The organism is Acinetobacter sp. LipI_19 (assembly GCF_058242925.1).
In genome coordinates this window covers 2,986,512-3,004,057 of the sequence record NZ_JBZAYK010000001.1, presented here as the reverse complement: position 1 = coordinate 3,004,057, position 17,546 = coordinate 2,986,512, and the positions used below count along the sequence as shown (strand labels likewise).

Genomic DNA, 17,546 nt, shown 5'->3' with positions numbered 1-17,546 from the left:
TTCACAGGGTCATTTAAATCTTTTTATAAACCTTTAAGCGATTCTTAAAAATTAAATTTTATTCGAGTGGTTAAAAGCCTGCTAATACGATCTTACCAATGCTTTTACCTGACTCAATCAGTGTATGAGCTTGGGATATATGTTCAACATTGATTTGACCGAGGTTTTGTCCCAAAGTGGTTTTGAGTCTTTGGTCATCAACTAATTTTGAAACTTTATTTAAGATATCACCTTGGCGGCTGAGATCTTTGGTCAGGAATGTAGAGCGAGTAAACATCGATTCCCAATGAACTGAAACAGACTTAACTTTAAACGGGTTAATGATAAAGTTTTCAGGATCATCAATTAAACCAAAATGACCTTGGGGTGCGATCAAATTGGCAATGGCTTGTGTATATCGCCCTGTACCGTTAATTGAAAAAATATAATGAGGTAGCCCAATATTCAAGTCTAGGATTTGCTGTTCTAAAGGTTGGCTATGATCCACAATATAATCTGCGCCAATTTCAGTCAGCCATGCTTTAGATTCAGGGCGGGAAGCTGTAGCAATCACTGTAAATTCAGTCAGTACTTTTAACAATTGAACTGTAATAGAGCCAACACCTCCTGCAGCGCCAATGACTAAAATCACAGGTTTTTCAACTTTGGTGTCTTGGATTTTTAAACGGTCAAATAACATTTCATATGCGGTGAGCGACGTTAAAGGCAACGCTGCGGCTTCTGCATCACTCAATGATTTCGGTTTTAATCCAACGATACGTTCATCAACCAATTGGAATTCAGCATAAGAGCCTTGTCTTTGGTTTGAACCCGCATAAAAAACTTCATCACCCACTTTAAAATTTTGAACATTTTCTCCGATTGCTTTCACAATTCCAACCGCATCATGACCCAAAATTTTCCAAGTATCATTTTCTGGCGAAGTACGCTGTCGCATTTTGATATCGACTGGGTTGATTGAAATGGCTTTAACCTCAATCAGTAAGTCATGACCAGTTGCAACTGGCTGTTCGATTTCGATTTCGGAAAAAACATGGGCTTCTGAAATTGCGAATGGTTTTTTATAAGCAATAGCTTTCATAAGGTTTCACTTTTTATTGGCATATCAAATCAATAGCAAAAAATCCACAATTAAGAAAGAAAAAAATTGTCAGTTTATGCTTATTGATAAGATTTTATCAAATGATCTTAATCAAGAAATTTGGACAGTAACAAGCGTATACGCAAGATAAACAATTGCCAGTATATGTAAAACGGTAGAGTCAACCAATTTTCATGATTCAAGGTGCGGTTAAATGTTTGTCGTCCCTTTTGATAAGCCGCAGGGTAGCAAAATATATTCAAACCACCTAATTATTTATACAGGCGATTTCTATTAAGTCATAGATCATAAATGATGCTTATGTTTTTATATGAACTATTAGAAACCAATGATTATCGATTCATTTTTTGTACTTTTGAATCCTAGATGATTATCCTAGCGCGGGGCGACAGGGATGTCGCCATTGAGCGGTGGTGTAGGATGTACCCTCGCCCAATATGAGCAAATACAAAGCACTGCTTTGTTTGCAGCGCAAGGTTTGACAATCCCTACGAAAAGCGAGCCATCGCCTACGCAAAACTATTTAAACTTTGAATGTAAGGTATGGCATGGCAAGTTTTTTTATAATCAAACAATTTATTTTCCATGCAATTGATTTAATTAAAAATATTATTTAAGAGCAATTATATTCTTTTGGCTGAGCTTTTGACAGGTTGACTATATGAGTAAAACTGTTGCCAGCACAAGGACAGAGGTTAAGGTTGTTGAGCAAAATAAAAATAGATAAGATATAAGGCAGAATAAAAACTAATACAGGCAAGTAGGGCTAAAACAGCATTAAAATATTATCCTTTATTGTTATTTGATCAGCTAGAGATACATCGCCACAGATTAACATTATCTCTGACTTAATTTTAAAATTGTGCGAAAATAGGATTTCTATTTATTTTTGTTTTAGGACTCCCATGACAGATTCTTCTGCTTCATTAAGTGATATTGAAATTTTAGACATTCTTCAGTCGATGAAATCGGATGAATTGAATGTTGAAGCACAAAAAATCATTCGTGATGGTGGAAAAGCTGGGCGTCAAGAAGCACATAAACAGGCATTGGTTGCTTTACATCAAAGCTTTGAAGACAAATTTGTTGAAGCTGTGACTTTGGCTTTAAATTTAAATGAAGCGCAGGCCAAGAAAATTCGTTATAAGAAAGATCGAATCCGTATTTTAAAAGCAAAAGGTATCGATTATTTAGCTCTTGATGGGGCAGAAACCGCTCAAGTGTTATCACAAGTTGCTCAAGCGATTATTCGTGAAGATGCAATCGTGACGCGTGACCTGCATAATATTTTTCCTTTCTGGAAAGAAGGCTGGCCAATGGTGCAGTTTGATAGCGCTTATAAAATTTTAGAAGATGATATTTCAATTCATTATCAAGCATTGCTTGATGTATTGATTCATGCTTAATTGGATTTGATTCTAAATAAATCATTATTTTAAATAGATGATGAAAATAATCTATTTAAAATGAAAAAAGCCGATATTTATATCGGCTTTTTTCTATTAGTGTAGTGTTGAATAGAGTGGGAATACACCGAGCAGCATGGCTGCAACAAGCATTACCAAACAGGTCAGAATCGCCCATTTAATAGTGAACTTTTGATGCTGTCCAAATTCGATACCAGCCAATCCACATAATAAATATGTTGAAGGAACCAATGGTGAAAGTAAGTGTACAGGTTGGCCGACAATTGAAGCACGCGCCATTTCTACAGGTGTAATACCATAATGACTTGCCGCTTCAGAAAGAATCGGTAACACTCCATAATAGAAAGCATCATTCGACATAAAGAAGGTCAAAGGCATACTAATCACAGCAGTAATGGGCGCTAAAAAAGGACCCATACTTTGTGGAATAATCGCCACCAATTCTTTAGACATCGCATCAACCATGCCTGTCCCTGAAAGAATCCCAGTAAAAATCCCTGCAGCAAAAATAATACCCACAACGTTTAGAGCACTACCTGCATGATGAGCAACTAAAGATTTTTGCATATCGACATCTTTATAGTTGACCACCAATGCAATACAAAGTGCAATCATAAATAAGATCGGTAAAGGCAACACGCCTTTCACCAAACAAATCATAAGGACAACTGTCAATAAACCATTGAACCATCTTAAATGTGCACGATTTGCTTCTGGATTACTTGAAATTTGAATGTCATCACCATGACTAACATCAAGTTCAATAATACCTAAGCGTTTACGTTCCATACGGCCATACATAAAACCGACAAAGTAGAGCCAAAGAATAGCAGCGAGCATTGGTAAAACCATTGGCACAAAGATTTCACTGGCTTCTACATGCAGCGCGCTTGCAGCACGTGCCGTTGGTCCACCCCACGGGGTAAGGTTCATGATTCCGCTTGCCAGCATCATTAAACAAGCCATGATCAATGGGCTCATACCTAACTTTTTATAAAGTGGGAGCATTGCTGCTACACAAATCATGTAGGTGGTAGAACCATCGCCATCAAGAGAGACGATGAGTGTCAGGGTAATGGTACCAATAACGACTTTAAGTGGATCACCTTTGACCAGCTTCAAGATAAATTTTACAGAAGGATCAAACAATCCCGTATCAATCATGATGGCAAAATAAAGAATTGCAAAAAGTAGCATTACGCCTGTTGGTGCAAGTTTTTTTACACCATCAAGCATCATTTCACCGAGCTGTTTGATTTCTAAATGCCCAAGGCTGTCGAAATAGAAGCTAAGACCGTAAGCGATTAATGCAAATAAAATTGGAATAAGTGTGAGTGCTGCAAGAGCAGTCATTCGTCTAGACATAATTAAGTACATAAAGCACAAAATCATGCCCAAACCTAATACGGTTAGCATAGTTCGATCCTTGAATGAGACTTGGGTAACAGAAGTCTTTTAATTTTTTAAGCAGAAGCATGCTAATAGTTATTGGATTAAATTAAAATATCCTTGTAGAAATACTGAATTCAGTACTATTTTTTAAATAAATAGAGTATTCAAAACAGATATTTAAAAATGAATATTATAATTGCACCAAAATGGTTATAAAATTTAAGATATTGATTTATATGTTTATTATATTTTATGATTTTAAAAACTGTATTCATGTTAATTTTCATATTTTTAAAATTTATAAATCAAAAGGCTATAATCTAATCAATAGCGTTCTGGATCTTGCAATATTAAAGCGCCACTTTTCATAAAAAAAGCTTAGCAAGGTGATTGCTAAGCTTTAAATGAGCTAAAGAAGCTTATTGTGAAGAGTCTTCTGATGTCGAGGGTTCTGCTTTTTCAAGTAAGCGTGTGACAAGTAGCTGGTCAATTTTAAAATGATCAACATCGACCACTTCAAATTTATAACCACCAAAAATCACGGTGTCAGCTGGTTTAGGAATTTTTCTTAACTGATACATCATAAAGCCTGCCAGTGTCTCGTAGTTCTCTTCATCTGGCATCTCATCAATTGCTAAAGCATGCTTCATGTCTTCAATTGGTGTACTACCATCAATTAACCATGAGTTGTTATCACGTTTAATAATTTGTAGTTCTTCATCCATTGGTGTAACCCAGTCACCCATCACAGTGATCATGATATCTGACAGGGTAATAACGCCAACGACAAGGGCATATTCATTAAATACGACTGCAAATTTTTCTTTGCTAGATCTGAAGCGATCAAGGACTTCAGATAGTGTTAATGTATCAGGAATGGTCAATACTGTACGAATAGTTGACTCATGTAACTGATTAATTTTCTGGTTATTGAGAATACGAACTAGAATATCTTTGGCATCGACATAACCAATCACTTGGTCAATGGTTTCGTTGCAAACAAGGAACTTAGAATAAGGGTATTCAGCTAGCTTTTGGCGAATACTTTCTTCTGGTTCTTTTAAAGTAAAAAACACTACGTTTTCACGTGGGGTCATACTGGATGGAACATTACGTTCTTCAAGTTCAAATACATTTTCAATAAAGTGATGTTCTTGCTTTTGTAAAACACCCGCTTGTGCACCTGCATCCATCACCGCTGAAATATCATCAAAGGTAATATTGTCTTCACGCGTTGTATTGACTTTAAACAAGCGGAATAATAAGTTAGCAACAGCATTGATAAACCAAGCTAATGGTTTACATACCACGATAAAGATCTGGATGGGATTGATGACTGAAACTGCAATTTTTTCGGGTGCAATCATCGCCATACGTTTTGGCATTAAATCGGCAAAAAGAATAAAAAGTGAGGTGACTAAAGTAAATGAGAGGACAAAACTGATGGTTTCAGTCCAATTTCCGACATAGAAACGAGAAACAAATTCAAGAAAATAAGGGCGAAATGCACCTTCACCTAAAATACCGCCAAGAATAGCAACAGCATTTAAACCGATTTGGGATGCGGCAAAGAAATCGGCAGAGTTTTGCTGTAAGTCTAGGACTTTTTGTGCTCGCTCATCGCCAGATTCGGCAAGAATTTTGAGTTTAACTTTACGCGCACCCGCAAGTGCGATTTCAGTTAAAGATAAAAAACCAGCTCCTGCGATGAGGACAGCGATGATTAGGATATTCTGGAACAGGCTCACGAATCCACCTATGGATCATCATTATTATGAGATATTTTTAACACATAAAAGGGGGTGGTAGTGAGTAACACACTACCGATCTAGAATTAGTATAAGCTTGAAATGATAAGAATTTAACAAAATTCCTATTAATATTGAGAAAAATGCGAATTATTTTGCATAAATTCACGATTTTCTTCTTCAATCATTTGACGTGCAACATAAAGAATCAATTGGCGTAACCAACGATGTGCAGGATGATGATGAAGTAAAGGACACCATGCCATTTTTAATTCAAATTCAGGAATATAAAATGGCGGATCTTTAATGAGTAAATTTTGGCTTTTGGCTTGTAAACGTGCGATACGGGTTGGTAAGGTCGCAATTAAATCTACATTTGAAGCCAATAATGCAGGCATTTGATAATGACGCGTAAAGACTGAAATTTTACGCTTTTGACCAATCCGCTCTAAAGCTTGATCAATCCAACCTAATCCTGCTTGTTTTTCAGGATTCACACCAAAACCAACACCCATCCCTGTTTTTGATACCCAGATATGTTGTGCATCTAAATAACTTTTAAGATTTAAAGTACTTGAAGCTGGATGTTTGTTATTGAGTAGACAAGAGAAACTGTCACGCCACACTAAAACTTGGTGAAAACTTTGTGGAATTTCATTAAACCGGTTGATGGCTAAATCAACTTTTCCTTGTTCCATGTCACGATATGACACGTCACTTGGTGTTAAAAAGTCGAGAACAACATTCGGTGCTTCAGAGCGCAAGGCTTTGACTAGACGAGGAACAAGTGTTGCTTCGGCATAATCAGAGGTCATAATACGGAATACACGGTTTGACGTATAAGGTCGGAACTCAGTACGAGGTTCCAAAATCATGGATAAATCAGACAGTGCGTCACGGATGCGGGGTTGTAATTCTAAAGCACGTTCTGTTGGTGTCATACCTTCAGAAGAACGAATTAAAAGAGGGTCATTAAATAAATTACGAAGACGACGTAAAATATTACTCATTGCGGGTTGGGTAACACCAAGCTGTTCAGCAGCACGAGTCACATTTTTTTCACGTAAAAGAACGTCAAGGTAAATTAAGAGGTTGAGATCGACCCGCTCCAGATTCATAAAAAAAATACCGAAAATAAAATTTAGAAATCACAGGGGATTATGCCATAAGGAAATGCTTTTGTGTAAAAAGTAGATAAAAAAACAGCACACGATTTATTGTTATAGAAGGATTAAGATTTGTGGTGCTGATTTTAAATTGAGATGCGCGTTTGAATAAATCCTCATTTTGCTATTATAAGTGAAGATAAGCAGATTTTTAAGCAACAACATTCTTTATCACTCGATGAATCACCCAATTATGCTTTGTCCGATTCTTGATCATTCAGGGTGTTTTTATATTAAAAAAATGCAGTTTTGGTTTTTTTGTTACAAGCTCAGACTTAAGTCTAATAGAGATAAAATTATCAAATTGACTGATATTTAAGCAATTTATAGGTAGTTGTTAATTATTAAAAATTATATAAATTAATTGTTTATCGATTTTTGGTTTAATTATAATATGACTTTGATCTACATATTTTTTAAATAAATACTGAAAATTAACTCAGAATATTGGATTAATTTGAGGACTCAATCTAAGCTAAGACCATAACAACGAAGTGTTCTAAATCTGAACAAACAAATACCGAGTGGATTTAGCTCTTCGATTGATGAAATCCTAATATTATTACAGGAACATATCATGACTACATACCAAACAGCGATTGATGCAATCCGTGAATTAAAAGCAAAATTCGGAAGCACATGGCGCGATATTAGCCCAGAAGATGCTGCGCGTATGCAACTGCAAAACCAATTTAAAACTGGTTTAGATATCGCTAAATATACAGCTGCGATCATGCGTCGTGATATGGCTGAATATGATGCTGATTCTAGTAAATACACTCAATCTTTAGGTTGCTGGCATGGTTTCATTGCGCAACAAAAAATGATTGCAAACAAAAAATATTTCGGTACTACAAGTAAACGTTATATCTACCTTTCTGGTTGGATGGTTGCTGCACTTCGTTCAGAATTTGGTCCACTTCCTGACCAATCTATGCACGAAAAAACTTCTGTACCTGCTCTAATCGCTGAAATCTATACATTCTTACGTCAAGCTGATGCGAAAGAACTTAATGATTTATTCCGTGCGCTTAAAAAAGCAAACGAAGCTGGTGATACAGCTAAAGCTGCTGAAATCACTGCACAAATCGATGGTTTCCAAACTCACGTTGTGCCAATTATTGCGGACATCGATGCAGGTTTCGGTAACGAAGAAGCAACTTATTTACTTGCGCGTAAAATGATTGAAGCCGGTGCATGTGCACTTCAAATCGAAAACCAAGTATCTGATGCTAAACAATGTGGTCACCAAGCTGGTAAAGTAACAGTTCCACATGAAGACTTTATCTCTAAAATCCATGCATTACGTTATGCATTCTTAGAAATGGGTCTTGATGACGGTATTATCGTTGCGCGTACTGACTCTGAAGGCGCTGACTTGACTCAAAAAATCCCAGTGGTTAAAGAGCCAGGTGATATTGCTTCTCAATATATTAGCTACTTAGATACAACTGAAATTGACATTGCAGATGCTCAAGAAGATGAAATCTTGATTAAACGTGATGGTAAATTACACCGTCCTAAGCGTTTAGCTTCAGGCCTATATCAGTTCCGTGAAGGTACTCAAATTGACCGTGTTGTACTTGACTGTGTGTCTAGCTTACAAAACGGTGCAGATCTTCTTTGGATCGAGACTGCGACTCCAAACGTTGAAGAAATTGCACACATGGTTAACCGTGTACGTGAAACAGTTCCAAATGCGAAGCTTGTTTATAACAACAGCCCATCATTCAACTGGACTTTAAACTTCCGTCAACAAGCTTACGATCGTTGGGTTGCTGAAGGTAAAGATGTTTCTGCTTACGACCGTGCTAAATTAATGAGCGCTGAGTACGATGCTTCTGAATTGGCTGCTGATGCTGACTCGAAAATCCGTACATTCCAAGCAGATGCTTCTCGTGAAGCGGGTGTATTCCATCACTTGATTACACTTCCGACTTACCATACTGCTGCGCTTTCTACTCATGAGCTTGCACAAGGTTACTTCGGTACTGAAGGTATGTTGGCTTATGTTGCTGGTGTACAACGTAAAGAAATCCGTGGTGGTATCGCTTGTGTTAAACACCAAGCGATGGCGGGTTCTGACATCGGTGATGATCACAAAGAAATCTTCTCTGGTGACAATGCACTTAAAGCGCATGACGATGCTAAAAACACAATGAACCAATTTGCTGCTCACTAAGCATTGACTTGATTCAAAAACCCAGCGCAAGCTGGGTTTTTTTATGAAAGGTTATTAGAGTCTGTAGAATTAAATACTTCAACTTCAGACATATCAAACAGGAACTACATTTAAATATAATTATCCAGTGCTGATATACAGGAGTGATTTAAAGTAAATCATAAAAGCAATGCGTATTTACAAAGCATATGGTTGTTTGACATAAATAAAATTAAATGATGTTTAAACGTGATTAAAGATCAAATAAAATAGTGTAATTTTAGAAAAGTTAATTTGTTCATATGAAATTATGCTGACTGACTTAATTGTTTATATGGATGTTTTTAATATTTTTTTGTAGGAAATAGTATAGAACATTGAGATATAGACATTGATAAAATGGGATATATAAACTAAAAAACGCCCAATGAAGTTCATTAGGCGTTTATAGATCAGCAATATTTCAAGACTACATTGGTCGTTGGTTGAAGTGCTTAAGCAAACTTCGCTAATACTTCTAAGAAACCTTCTTTTTGACGCGGGTACTCTGCAATCACATCATGAATACGTAGACCTTCTGGATTAGTTGCGTTGATATTTCGACCAGCAGCAACAAACTTAGTCAATAAGCGTTCATAGTCAAAAGGACGCATATGTTTAAAGGCATGATAAAGTACATGAAAATCAGTATTAGTACCTTCAGGAGGAAGTTGATCTAAGTAGGCAAAAACACGCTCGTCTGACCATTCTTCATTGAACGTTGCTGGCTGTGAAAGTGCCATAACAGCATCTCCTCAAATAAAATAATTCTAAATTAAATGATTAATTTACAACATTATATCAACCTTATTTATCTTTCATTTTATAAGGATAAATACAATCTTTAGCTGAAAAAAATCTAAAACAAAAAGGGCAAAATATATTGCACGAGAAAAAGTAACCCTTTTTAACTCTGCCCTATATTTTGCCCTGAATCAATCCGCTTGACTAATCAATAATGAAATTATCGTTCTTCAGGTAAATTGATATTCATTTCCAACATTTCAATGTTGGCTTCAGAACGAACTTGCATTTGAATATGCTGTTCATCCACGCCACGGACATAACGATTAACCACTTGCATGATTTCTTTTTTCATTTGGTCAATCTTGTCTTGGCTTAAACGTTTGCCCAAACCGTTTTCAGAAGCAACAATAACTTTTAAGCGATCTTTAGCAGTTTGGGCGCTAGATGGTTTGTCATCATTGCTAAAAAGTTTACTCCAAAATCCTGCCATTTCTACGCTCCAAATAACCGTGCTAACCAACCCTTAGGTTTCACTGTAATATGTCGATAAGGACGTTCCTCACCCAAGAAACGCGCAACTAAATCATCATATGCTTGCCCAGCAGATGCTTCTTGGTAAAGAATGACAGGTTTACCTTCATTCGATGCCTGAAGTACGCTAGGGCATTCTGGAATGACGCCTAAAGTTGGTACACGTAAGATATCTTTTGAGATATCATCAATGGTCAACATTTCTTGTTTATCGGCACGTTCAGGGTTAAAACGCGTAATACATAAATGTTTACGAATACGCCCTTCGTTGTTTTCTACTTTTTTCGTCTTACTGTCGAGCATACCAATAATACGGTCTGAATCTCGAACAGAAGAGATTTCTGGGTTTGTTACAATAATCGCTTCATCTGCATGATACATGGCTAAAATTGCACCACGCTCAATCCCTGCAGGTGAGTCACAGATAATATAATCGAATTCTTGTGCAAGCTCATCGATTACACGAGCAACACCATCATCGCTCAGTGCATCTTTATCACGGGTTTGCGATGCAGGTAAAATATATAAATTTTCAATATCTTTATCGCGAATTAGCGCTTGCTGTAAGCGCGCTTCGTTATTGATGACATTTACAAAATCATATACGACACGGCGTTCACAGCCCATGATCAAATCTAAATTACGCAAACCCACATCGAAATCAATCACAACAGTTTTATGACCTCGTAGGGCTAATCCTGTTGCAAAAGATGCACTCGTCGTAGTTTTACCTACGCCACCTTTGCCTGATGTAACGACAACAATTTTGGCCACCGAATCCACTCCTGTTATGGTCATTTTACCCGATTAAACGAGTTTTATATGGTGTTTAATTTATACCTTAAAATTGCAAAGCTTCAAACACTAGCTCTTGCTGGTCATTCAAGTAAATATGTACAGCTTTTTTAATTACATCTTGAGGAATGTCATCTGCTACACAATATGTTCCCGCAATAGAAACCAATTCGGCTTCTAGTGAATGACAAAAAATTCTTGCACTGGTGTTACCACCTGCGCCTGCAATGACTCTACCACGAACACTGCCATAGATATGTATATTTCCTGAAGCAATCACTTCTGAACCACTGTTAATACCAGCATTCAGTATGATGTCTCCATGATCTTGAACCAAACATTGCCCAGTTCTTAAAATTTCATCATGGTATGAAGTGACATGACTCAATGTTTTAGACGCATCTACGCTTACATTTGGTGTCGCTACAGCGGGTGCTTTTACTGGAGTTTCAACCACTTGTTCTTTCGTCGGTTTAATCCGTTGCAATGGACGATCGGCAGGCAAGACTGGGAATTGAATTGCACGTGCTTGGTCACCCAATAAACCATCAATCACAGCCATAGGCTGTAAATCTAGGCTGATAATGAGTTGAATCAGGGCAATAAGCTCTTGTTCAACTGTGGTATCAATAATGACCAAAGCCCCTTGATAAGAGGTCTCACTCATCATTGAAGTTAATTGCTGGCGGATGGCATCATGATCATTAGTATCGAAGGTTAATCGGGTAAAATTAACCATTCTGCCTGTAATCCGTATATCAGCCATAATTATTCCTTAAAAGGCATGTGACCTAAATTTTTCTATCTAAGCGTCAAAAATTGTGAAATAGGGCAAATGCTAGAACATATTGAATGATTTCTCTAGCAAAGATACAAATATTTTCAATGAATTGCTTATTCTTTGAATCACTCATCTTTTACTTGATCATTTTTTTCTAATTCAAGCTGCCATTGTTTTACTTTCACTTGTTTCCTTAACGATTCTAAACTTTCATAGACTATAGATTCAACTAGTTCTTCAAGTTTTTGATTTTCAATATTTAATTGGCTTAATTTGGTTGAAATTAATTGATAGGTCGCGTTTGGATTTTGTAGATTGCCTTGAGTAAACGGTTGCACCAATCCTTGCGTAATATTCTCACCTAGCTGTTGCCCAATATTTTGAATCTGATTTTCAATCATACTGCCTGCAATTGGGATCATGCGCAATAACTGGGTCAATTGCGGGGTGTCCTCAATCGCTTGACGTACAATCTGTCCGACATTATGGGTAATCACATGACTTTGTGCTTTTAGTTCAGTGGCCAAAGATTCTTGTAAGACTTCAGCTAAAGTTTGTGCAAAACGATCTCTATGGTGATCAATTAAATCATGAATGATTTTTTTATGGCTTGAGCTGGTGTCTAATTCTTGTTTAATTCCATCAATGACGGTAATCACAACACGATCTGATAATTCTTCCATCAGTACTCGATAATAAAACAGCACACGTTTTAGAATGTTATCGGGAATAACCTTATAACCTAACTCATGAAAATGATAAGCAATAATACCGACGCGAATTAAACGTAAAAAACGTAAATAAGGAATAATCGCTAAAATCTCATACCAGTGAATAAATGGAAAGAAGAACCAACGCGCATGGTGTTTGTTGATAATAGCGATGAGCCAGCGAATGCCTAATTCAACAATCAAAAAGGTAATAAACCAGCTTTCAGTTTTAATCACCCACGGATGCAGATCTGTTTTGTAATACTGTAAAACTTGCGGTAGATGAATTTCATTGAAAAGCCAGTCACCAAAATTACTCATTAAAAAAGCATTGGCACATAAACAGAATAGGTTGAAGACGATGATAAACATCATAAAGATGTCATAACCAAAAGCGATCCACCATCCTCGTGACATATCGTTTTTCGTTTCTGTACTGTTTTCGAGTGGTGGAACTTGCTCTGTCATATCCATCCTATTCTGTAGTTTTTTCTTCAATTGAAAGTTAGTGATTATATTTTTGTTTTATGGTGCTAATCAGTTGATCTTTTTCACTCCATAAATCATCAACCCAGTTTTGAAAGCGTTCGCGATATTCTGCATCATCTTCATAATTGCCGCCCAGTACCCATTCAGGAATCTCAATTTTACGCATATTAACTGCAATTCGAGGTACTTCACCTAACCAAAACTCACCATAACCGGGTGCACCATCTGGATACACAATGGTCATATCCACCAGAGCGTCAATCTTATCACCTAAGATATTTAAGGCGAGAGCAAGTCCACCGGCCTTAGGTTTAAGTAAATTGGTAAAAGGGGATTGCTGTTGAGCATGTTTTTTTGGGGTAAAACGTGTTCCTTCAAGGTAGTTGAGCAATGTAAAAGGCTGGCTTAATAACTGTTCACAGGCTTTACGTGCTTCTTCCATATCACGTGTTTTGAGATCAGGGTTCTTTGCAATCTGCTCTTTTGTATGGCGTTTCATCATCGGAAAGCCAAGAATTTTAAATGCTTGCCCGACAAATGGTATAAAGATCAGTTCCCATTTGGTGAAAAAGCGGGTGAGAGGCATGCGTGTTAGACCAAAATATTGGTTTACGGTAGTATCGACCCAACTTTGATGGTTACAGGTCATTAAATAACGACCTTGCATATTTAAATCCAAGTTGTCATCAACAGTAATGTCCCATTGTGTTTCGGGAAGAACATGATCAATCAACCAATTATTTACACTTAACCAACTATTGGTGATATTGATATTGGTTTCATCCACCTTTTTTGACTTTTTAAATAATTTGGTCAAGCCTAAAGCTAAAACAGGTGGGCCGTGAAAAAAAGTACTGCCAGTAATCACTGAGCCAACGGTTAAACCTTTCGTAATTTTTTTTAAAATAGGTTGCTTCTGCTGTTGAGATGACATAGAACAGTCCTAATGATTTATTGTGAGTGCCAGTTCAAGCGACTAGATATTTTTTACTGCTACGTTGCGAAATAATGTTTATCATTATTTAGAATGAATAAATTTCGTATTTCTTGCCTCGTATCACCTAGAAATATACATAATCGCAAACATAGACGAATTGTCCACAGCCCTTAAATATAATCGTTACAATGCAATTTAAAAAGACACATTTAATGACTATGTACAAATTATGATGATCACTTTTGTAAATTTCATTGTAAATATTACAAAATGTAAAAAAATACGTGATTGTTAACAAAACGCCTATAGTGGTGCTTTGTTTTTTATACCAAAATTAAGCTAACAAAAAACACAACTTGGAGGCATGCAATGCGTGCACTATTAATTACAACACTTACAGCAGGGGCTTTAGTACTTTCTGGCTGTCAATCAACTGGTAATAACATTGGTGGTATGGAGTACGACAAATCTGCTATTGGCGGTTTGATCGGTGCAGCAGCGGGCTATGGTTTGTCTCGTGGTAATGCAAACTCATCTGCACAAAACAATCGTGCAGCAGCAATAGGTGCGCTTTTAGGTGCGGGTACTGGTCTTTATTTAGACAATAAAGAGAAGAAATTACGTCAGCAAATGCAGGGTACTGGTGTAGAAGTTAACCGTAATCCAGATGGTTCTGTAGCTTTAGTTATGCCAGGTAGCATTACATTTGATACCAATAAGTCATCAATTAAACCGAACTTCTACGGTACGTTGAATAAAGTTGCACAAACTTTAATGGAAGACAACAAGAGTGTAATTCTTGTGACTGGTTATACGGATAATACAGGGAATGACTCAATTAACATTCCATTATCTCAAAACCGCGCATACTCAGTTGCTAACTACCTTAAAGGTAAAGGCGTACAAAGCCGTATTGATACCCAAGGTTATGGTTCGCAAAATCCAATCGCAGATAACTCAACTGCTGCGGGTCGTGAACAGAACCGTCGTGTAGAAATTAGTATTTATGCGACAAACTAAGAAATCGTAATAAAAGTAGCGAATTTTTTAGCTAAAAGTGTTGAAGAGGAATCATAGTTCGCTATGATTCCTTTTTTTATTTTCCAAATTTTTGCTTAAATTTTATTAATCTTTTTAAGCATGAGATTAAGGTTTTTATCATTAATACGAGCGTTGATTCGAGGATAGTCTCTCTTCTTGCTGCAGTGTGTTAACCGTTATTATGGCTTTGGGTGATAGCTTTTGGTTATGCTTTCGCCATTTGATCACAGGTTAACTGAATAACAACAGCTCAGAGCAAAATAGAGTATTGAAACAAGACGGTTTGAAACTAAAGCATAATTTAACTGAAATTATTTTTATCTGGTTTTTATATTTGAAAAATTCAAATTAAGCATTTTGCAACTCTACTTTAGATGACTATAATCGAGCTCGAAGTTTTTAGAGGATGAACAATGTCGAAAGCAAGTCAACTAAATGACAAGCAACTTGAAGCCATGAAATATACTCAAGGACCCTTGTTAGTACTTGCAGGGGCGGGTTCAGGTAAAACCTCAGTAATTACAAGAAAAATTGCGTATTTGGTTCAACAGTGTGGGATTCCTGCACATCGAATTACTGCAATGACCTTTACCAATAAAGCTGCACGTGAAATGAAAGAACGTGTCGGTAAGTTGTTGGGTAAAGAAGAAGGGAAAGGGCTTTCGGTTTCAACCTTTCATACCTTTGGTTTAAATTTATTACGAATTGAGCTGAAAAATACCCCACTGAAAAATAATTTCTCAATCCTTGATGCCGATGACTGTAAGCGTATTCTTATGGATTTGATGCATCGTGATAATTTATCGGGCGCTGAAAGCAAAGAATTGATTGCTAAAGCCATGAAAAAGATTTCAGATTGGAAAAATGATTTGATTGTGCCTGAACAAGCACATACGACTTGTGAAACACCAGAAGATGTGCAGTTTGCCCACTTGTATCAATTATATGAGCGAAATTTACGTGCTTATAATGCCGTAGATTTTGATGATCTGATCGTGATGCCAACACGCCTCTTACAAGACAATGCAGAAGTTCGTGATCGTTGGCAAAACCGAGTTCGCTATCTACTTGTGGATGAGTATCAAGACACCAATACCGCGCAATATATTTTGGTGAAATTATTGGTCGGTGTGATGGGGCAGTTCACCGCTGTTGGTGATGATGACCAATCCATTTATGCATGGCGTGGTGCAAAGCCTGAAAATATGGCATTGCTCAAAGAAGATTTCCGCAATTTAAAAGTAATTAAGCTGGAGCAAAACTACCGCTCTACCAGTCGTATTTTAAAAGCCGCGAACCATGTCATTGAAAATAACCCACACATTTTTGATAAAAAGTTGTGGAGTGATAAAGGCCATGGTGAAGTCATTCGAATCATCACCTGTCGTAATGATGATGATGAATCTGAACGCGTAGTAAAAGACCTGCTCACGCATAAATTGATGAATGGCAAAAACTGGAAAGATTATGCGGTGTTGTATCGCGGAAATTTCCAAGCACGTGTATTGGAAACTCAGCTACGTCAAATGCAGATTCCATACAAGCTCTCTGGTGGTCAATCTTTCTTTGGTCGTGCAGAAATTAAAGATGTGATGAGCTACTTGCGTATCATCATTAACCCTGAAGATGACAGTGCTTTCCTACGTATTATCAATACGCCTAAACGTGCAATTGGCCCAGTAACACTTGAAAAGTTAGGTCTTTTTGCCCAAGAAAATCATTTATCACTGTTGGCTGCGGCAAGTGATCAACGCTTAACTATGGTGATGCCAAAAAAGGCCACCACACAATTGGCTGAGTTTGCTGGCTTTATCAATGATTTCACTCGTGAATTGTTAGATGACGATGAACCTGTTCCTAAAATTCGTCAAATGATGAATGATGCAGGCTATATCGATTATTTACGTGAAACTGCGGCAACGCCTGCACAAGAAAAAACCAAGATTGATAATGTGGAGATGCTCTATACTAGTATTCAAAGCTTAATCAACCGTGCTGAAGATGTAGATGAAAAGAACATTGAAAGTGTGATTCGTAAAATGGTGTTGTTGGATATGCTTGAGCAACAACAGGAAGATGAAGACACCGATAAGGTCAACCTGCTGACATTACATGCATCTAAAGGTCTGGAATTTCCATTTGTTTATATTATGGGCTTAGAAGAAGAGCTTCTGCCACATAAGAACTCCATTGCTGCGGAAACGATCGAAGAAGAACGCCGTTTAATGTACGTGGGGATTACTCGTGCGCAACAAGGTTTGACCTTGACTTTGGCTGAGCAGCGTAAAAATGGTGGACAAATGAAGCAAATGACGCCAAGTCGCTTCTTAGATGAATTGCCACAAGATGAGCTTGATTGGCTAGGGCGTAAGAAAAAAATAGCTGAACATGTCGATCCAAAGCAACAAGCACAGCAATATTTACAAAACTTAAAAGCGTTATTAAAACGTTAATTTTTAAACCAGTTCTTTTTTTTTCTT

General features: G+C 37.1%; 14 protein-coding genes. 4 read left to right on the top strand and 10 right to left on the bottom strand.

What is annotated here, in order from left to right:
• Positions 1-70 precede the first annotated feature (70 nt).
• Positions 71-1,081, bottom strand: a complete 1,011-nt coding sequence (locus AC4CVF_RS14575; protein ID WP_419327564.1) for a zinc-binding alcohol dehydrogenase family protein — start codon at positions 1,079-1,081, stop codon at positions 71-73.
• A 926-nt stretch (positions 1,082-2,007) separates the two neighbouring features.
• Between AC4CVF_RS14575 and AC4CVF_RS14570 the strand changes: the two genes are divergently transcribed.
• A complete protein-coding gene (locus tag AC4CVF_RS14570) occupies positions 2,008-2,508 on the top strand; it encodes a hypothetical protein (RefSeq protein ID WP_336952925.1) in 501 nt (166 codons plus the stop codon).
• 96 nt (positions 2,509-2,604) lie between these two features.
• Here AC4CVF_RS14570 and AC4CVF_RS14565 read toward each other — a convergent pair whose 3' ends face one another.
• The 3 genes from AC4CVF_RS14565 to AC4CVF_RS14555 form a co-directional block, all read right to left on the bottom strand.
• Positions 2,605-3,945 carry a CitMHS family transporter gene (locus AC4CVF_RS14565; RefSeq protein ID WP_004722773.1) on the bottom strand — a complete coding sequence of 447 codons (1,341 nt, stop codon included), beginning with the start codon at positions 3,943-3,945 and terminating at the stop codon, positions 2,605-2,607.
• Positions 3,946-4,340: 395 nt separating this feature from the next.
• On the bottom strand, positions 4,341-5,669 hold the full coding sequence (paeA, locus tag AC4CVF_RS14560) for a polyamine export protein PaeA (RefSeq protein ID WP_336952922.1): 1,329 nt from the start codon (positions 5,667-5,669) through the stop codon (positions 4,341-4,343).
• A 128-nt stretch (positions 5,670-5,797) separates the two neighbouring features.
• Positions 5,798-6,787 carry a LysR family transcriptional regulator gene (locus AC4CVF_RS14555; RefSeq protein ID WP_336952920.1) on the bottom strand — a complete coding sequence of 330 codons (990 nt, stop codon included), beginning with the start codon at positions 6,785-6,787 and terminating at the stop codon, positions 5,798-5,800.
• 625 nt (positions 6,788-7,412) lie between these two features.
• On the opposite strand from AC4CVF_RS14555, the gene AC4CVF_RS14550 reads away from it, so the two are divergent.
• On the top strand, positions 7,413-9,017 hold the full coding sequence (locus AC4CVF_RS14550) for an isocitrate lyase (RefSeq protein WP_056514634.1): 1,605 nt from the start codon (positions 7,413-7,415) through the stop codon (positions 9,015-9,017).
• 473 nt (positions 9,018-9,490) lie between these two features.
• Here AC4CVF_RS14550 and AC4CVF_RS14545 read toward each other — a convergent pair whose 3' ends face one another.
• The 6 genes from AC4CVF_RS14545 to yihG all read right to left on the bottom strand — a co-directional run bounded on the left by AC4CVF_RS14545 (position 9,491) and on the right by yihG (position 14,022).
• Positions 9,491-9,778 (bottom strand): PA4642 family protein, encoded by a 288-nt coding sequence (locus AC4CVF_RS14545; RefSeq protein ID WP_336952916.1) that lies wholly within the window; start codon positions 9,776-9,778, stop codon positions 9,491-9,493.
• Between the two features lie 221 nt (positions 9,779-9,999).
• On the bottom strand, positions 10,000-10,272 hold the full coding sequence (gene minE / locus AC4CVF_RS14540; RefSeq protein ID WP_004722763.1) for a cell division topological specificity factor MinE: 273 nt from the start codon (positions 10,270-10,272) through the stop codon (positions 10,000-10,002).
• 2 nt (positions 10,273-10,274) lie between these two features.
• Entirely contained in the window at positions 10,275-11,087 is an 813-nt protein-coding gene (gene minD / locus AC4CVF_RS14535; RefSeq protein ID WP_336952914.1) for a septum site-determining protein MinD, read from the bottom strand.
• A 67-nt stretch (positions 11,088-11,154) separates the two neighbouring features.
• A complete protein-coding gene (minC, locus tag AC4CVF_RS14530; RefSeq protein WP_336952912.1) occupies positions 11,155-11,874 on the bottom strand; it encodes a septum site-determining protein MinC in 720 nt (239 codons plus the stop codon).
• A 140-nt stretch (positions 11,875-12,014) separates the two neighbouring features.
• A complete protein-coding gene (locus AC4CVF_RS14525) occupies positions 12,015-13,067 on the bottom strand; it encodes a preprotein translocase subunit SecA (protein ID WP_419327566.1) in 1,053 nt (350 codons plus the stop codon).
• Between the two features lie 37 nt (positions 13,068-13,104).
• Positions 13,105-14,022 carry a 1-acylglycerol-3-phosphate O-acyltransferase, YihG family gene (yihG, locus tag AC4CVF_RS14520; protein WP_336952910.1) on the bottom strand — a complete coding sequence of 306 codons (918 nt, stop codon included), beginning with the start codon at positions 14,020-14,022 and terminating at the stop codon, positions 13,105-13,107.
• A gap of 372 nt (positions 14,023-14,394) precedes the next feature.
• On the opposite strand from yihG, the gene AC4CVF_RS14515 reads away from it, so the two are divergent.
• Together AC4CVF_RS14515 and AC4CVF_RS14510 are read left to right on the top strand one after the other, a co-directional pair.
• Complete coding sequence (locus AC4CVF_RS14515; protein WP_336952908.1) at positions 14,395-15,045, top strand: YiaD family glycine zipper/OmpA-like lipoprotein; 651 nt, start codon at positions 14,395-14,397, stop codon at positions 15,043-15,045.
• Between the two features lie 434 nt (positions 15,046-15,479).
• On the top strand, positions 15,480-17,519 hold the full coding sequence (locus tag AC4CVF_RS14510; RefSeq protein ID WP_336952905.1) for a UvrD-helicase domain-containing protein: 2,040 nt from the start codon (positions 15,480-15,482) through the stop codon (positions 17,517-17,519).
• The last annotated feature ends 27 nt before the right edge of the window (positions 17,520-17,546 follow it).

Bases quoted from the DNA above. Each gene is read 5' to 3' on its own strand.
- AC4CVF_RS14525 (WP_419327566.1), bottom strand. From the start codon at position 13,067: ATGACAGAGCAAGTTCCACCACTCGAAAACAGTACAGAAACGAAAAAC.
- AC4CVF_RS14515 (WP_336952908.1), top strand. From the start codon at position 14,395: ATGCGTGCACTATTAATTACAACACTTACAGCAGGGGCTTTAGTACTT.
- AC4CVF_RS14570 (WP_336952925.1), top strand. From the start codon at position 2,008: ATGACAGATTCTTCTGCTTCATTAAGTGATATTGAAATTTTAGACATT.
- AC4CVF_RS14510 (WP_336952905.1), top strand. From the start codon at position 15,480: ATGTCGAAAGCAAGTCAACTAAATGACAAGCAACTTGAAGCCATGAAA.
- minC (WP_336952912.1), bottom strand. From the start codon at position 11,874: ATGGCTGATATACGGATTACAGGCAGAATGGTTAATTTTACCCGATTA.
- yihG (WP_336952910.1), bottom strand. From the start codon at position 14,022: ATGTCATCTCAACAGCAGAAGCAACCTATTTTAAAAAAAATTACGAAA.
- AC4CVF_RS14575 (WP_419327564.1), bottom strand. From the start codon at position 1,081: ATGAAAGCTATTGCTTATAAAAAACCATTCGCAATTTCAGAAGCCCAT.
- AC4CVF_RS14565 (WP_004722773.1), bottom strand. From the start codon at position 3,945: ATGCTAACCGTATTAGGTTTGGGCATGATTTTGTGCTTTATGTACTTA.
- AC4CVF_RS14555 (WP_336952920.1), bottom strand. From the start codon at position 6,787: ATGAATCTGGAGCGGGTCGATCTCAACCTCTTAATTTACCTTGACGTT.
- AC4CVF_RS14545 (WP_336952916.1), bottom strand. From the start codon at position 9,778: ATGGCACTTTCACAGCCAGCAACGTTCAATGAAGAATGGTCAGACGAG.
- AC4CVF_RS14550 (WP_056514634.1), top strand. From the start codon at position 7,413: ATGACTACATACCAAACAGCGATTGATGCAATCCGTGAATTAAAAGCA.
- minE (WP_004722763.1), bottom strand. From the start codon at position 10,272: ATGGCAGGATTTTGGAGTAAACTTTTTAGCAATGATGACAAACCATCT.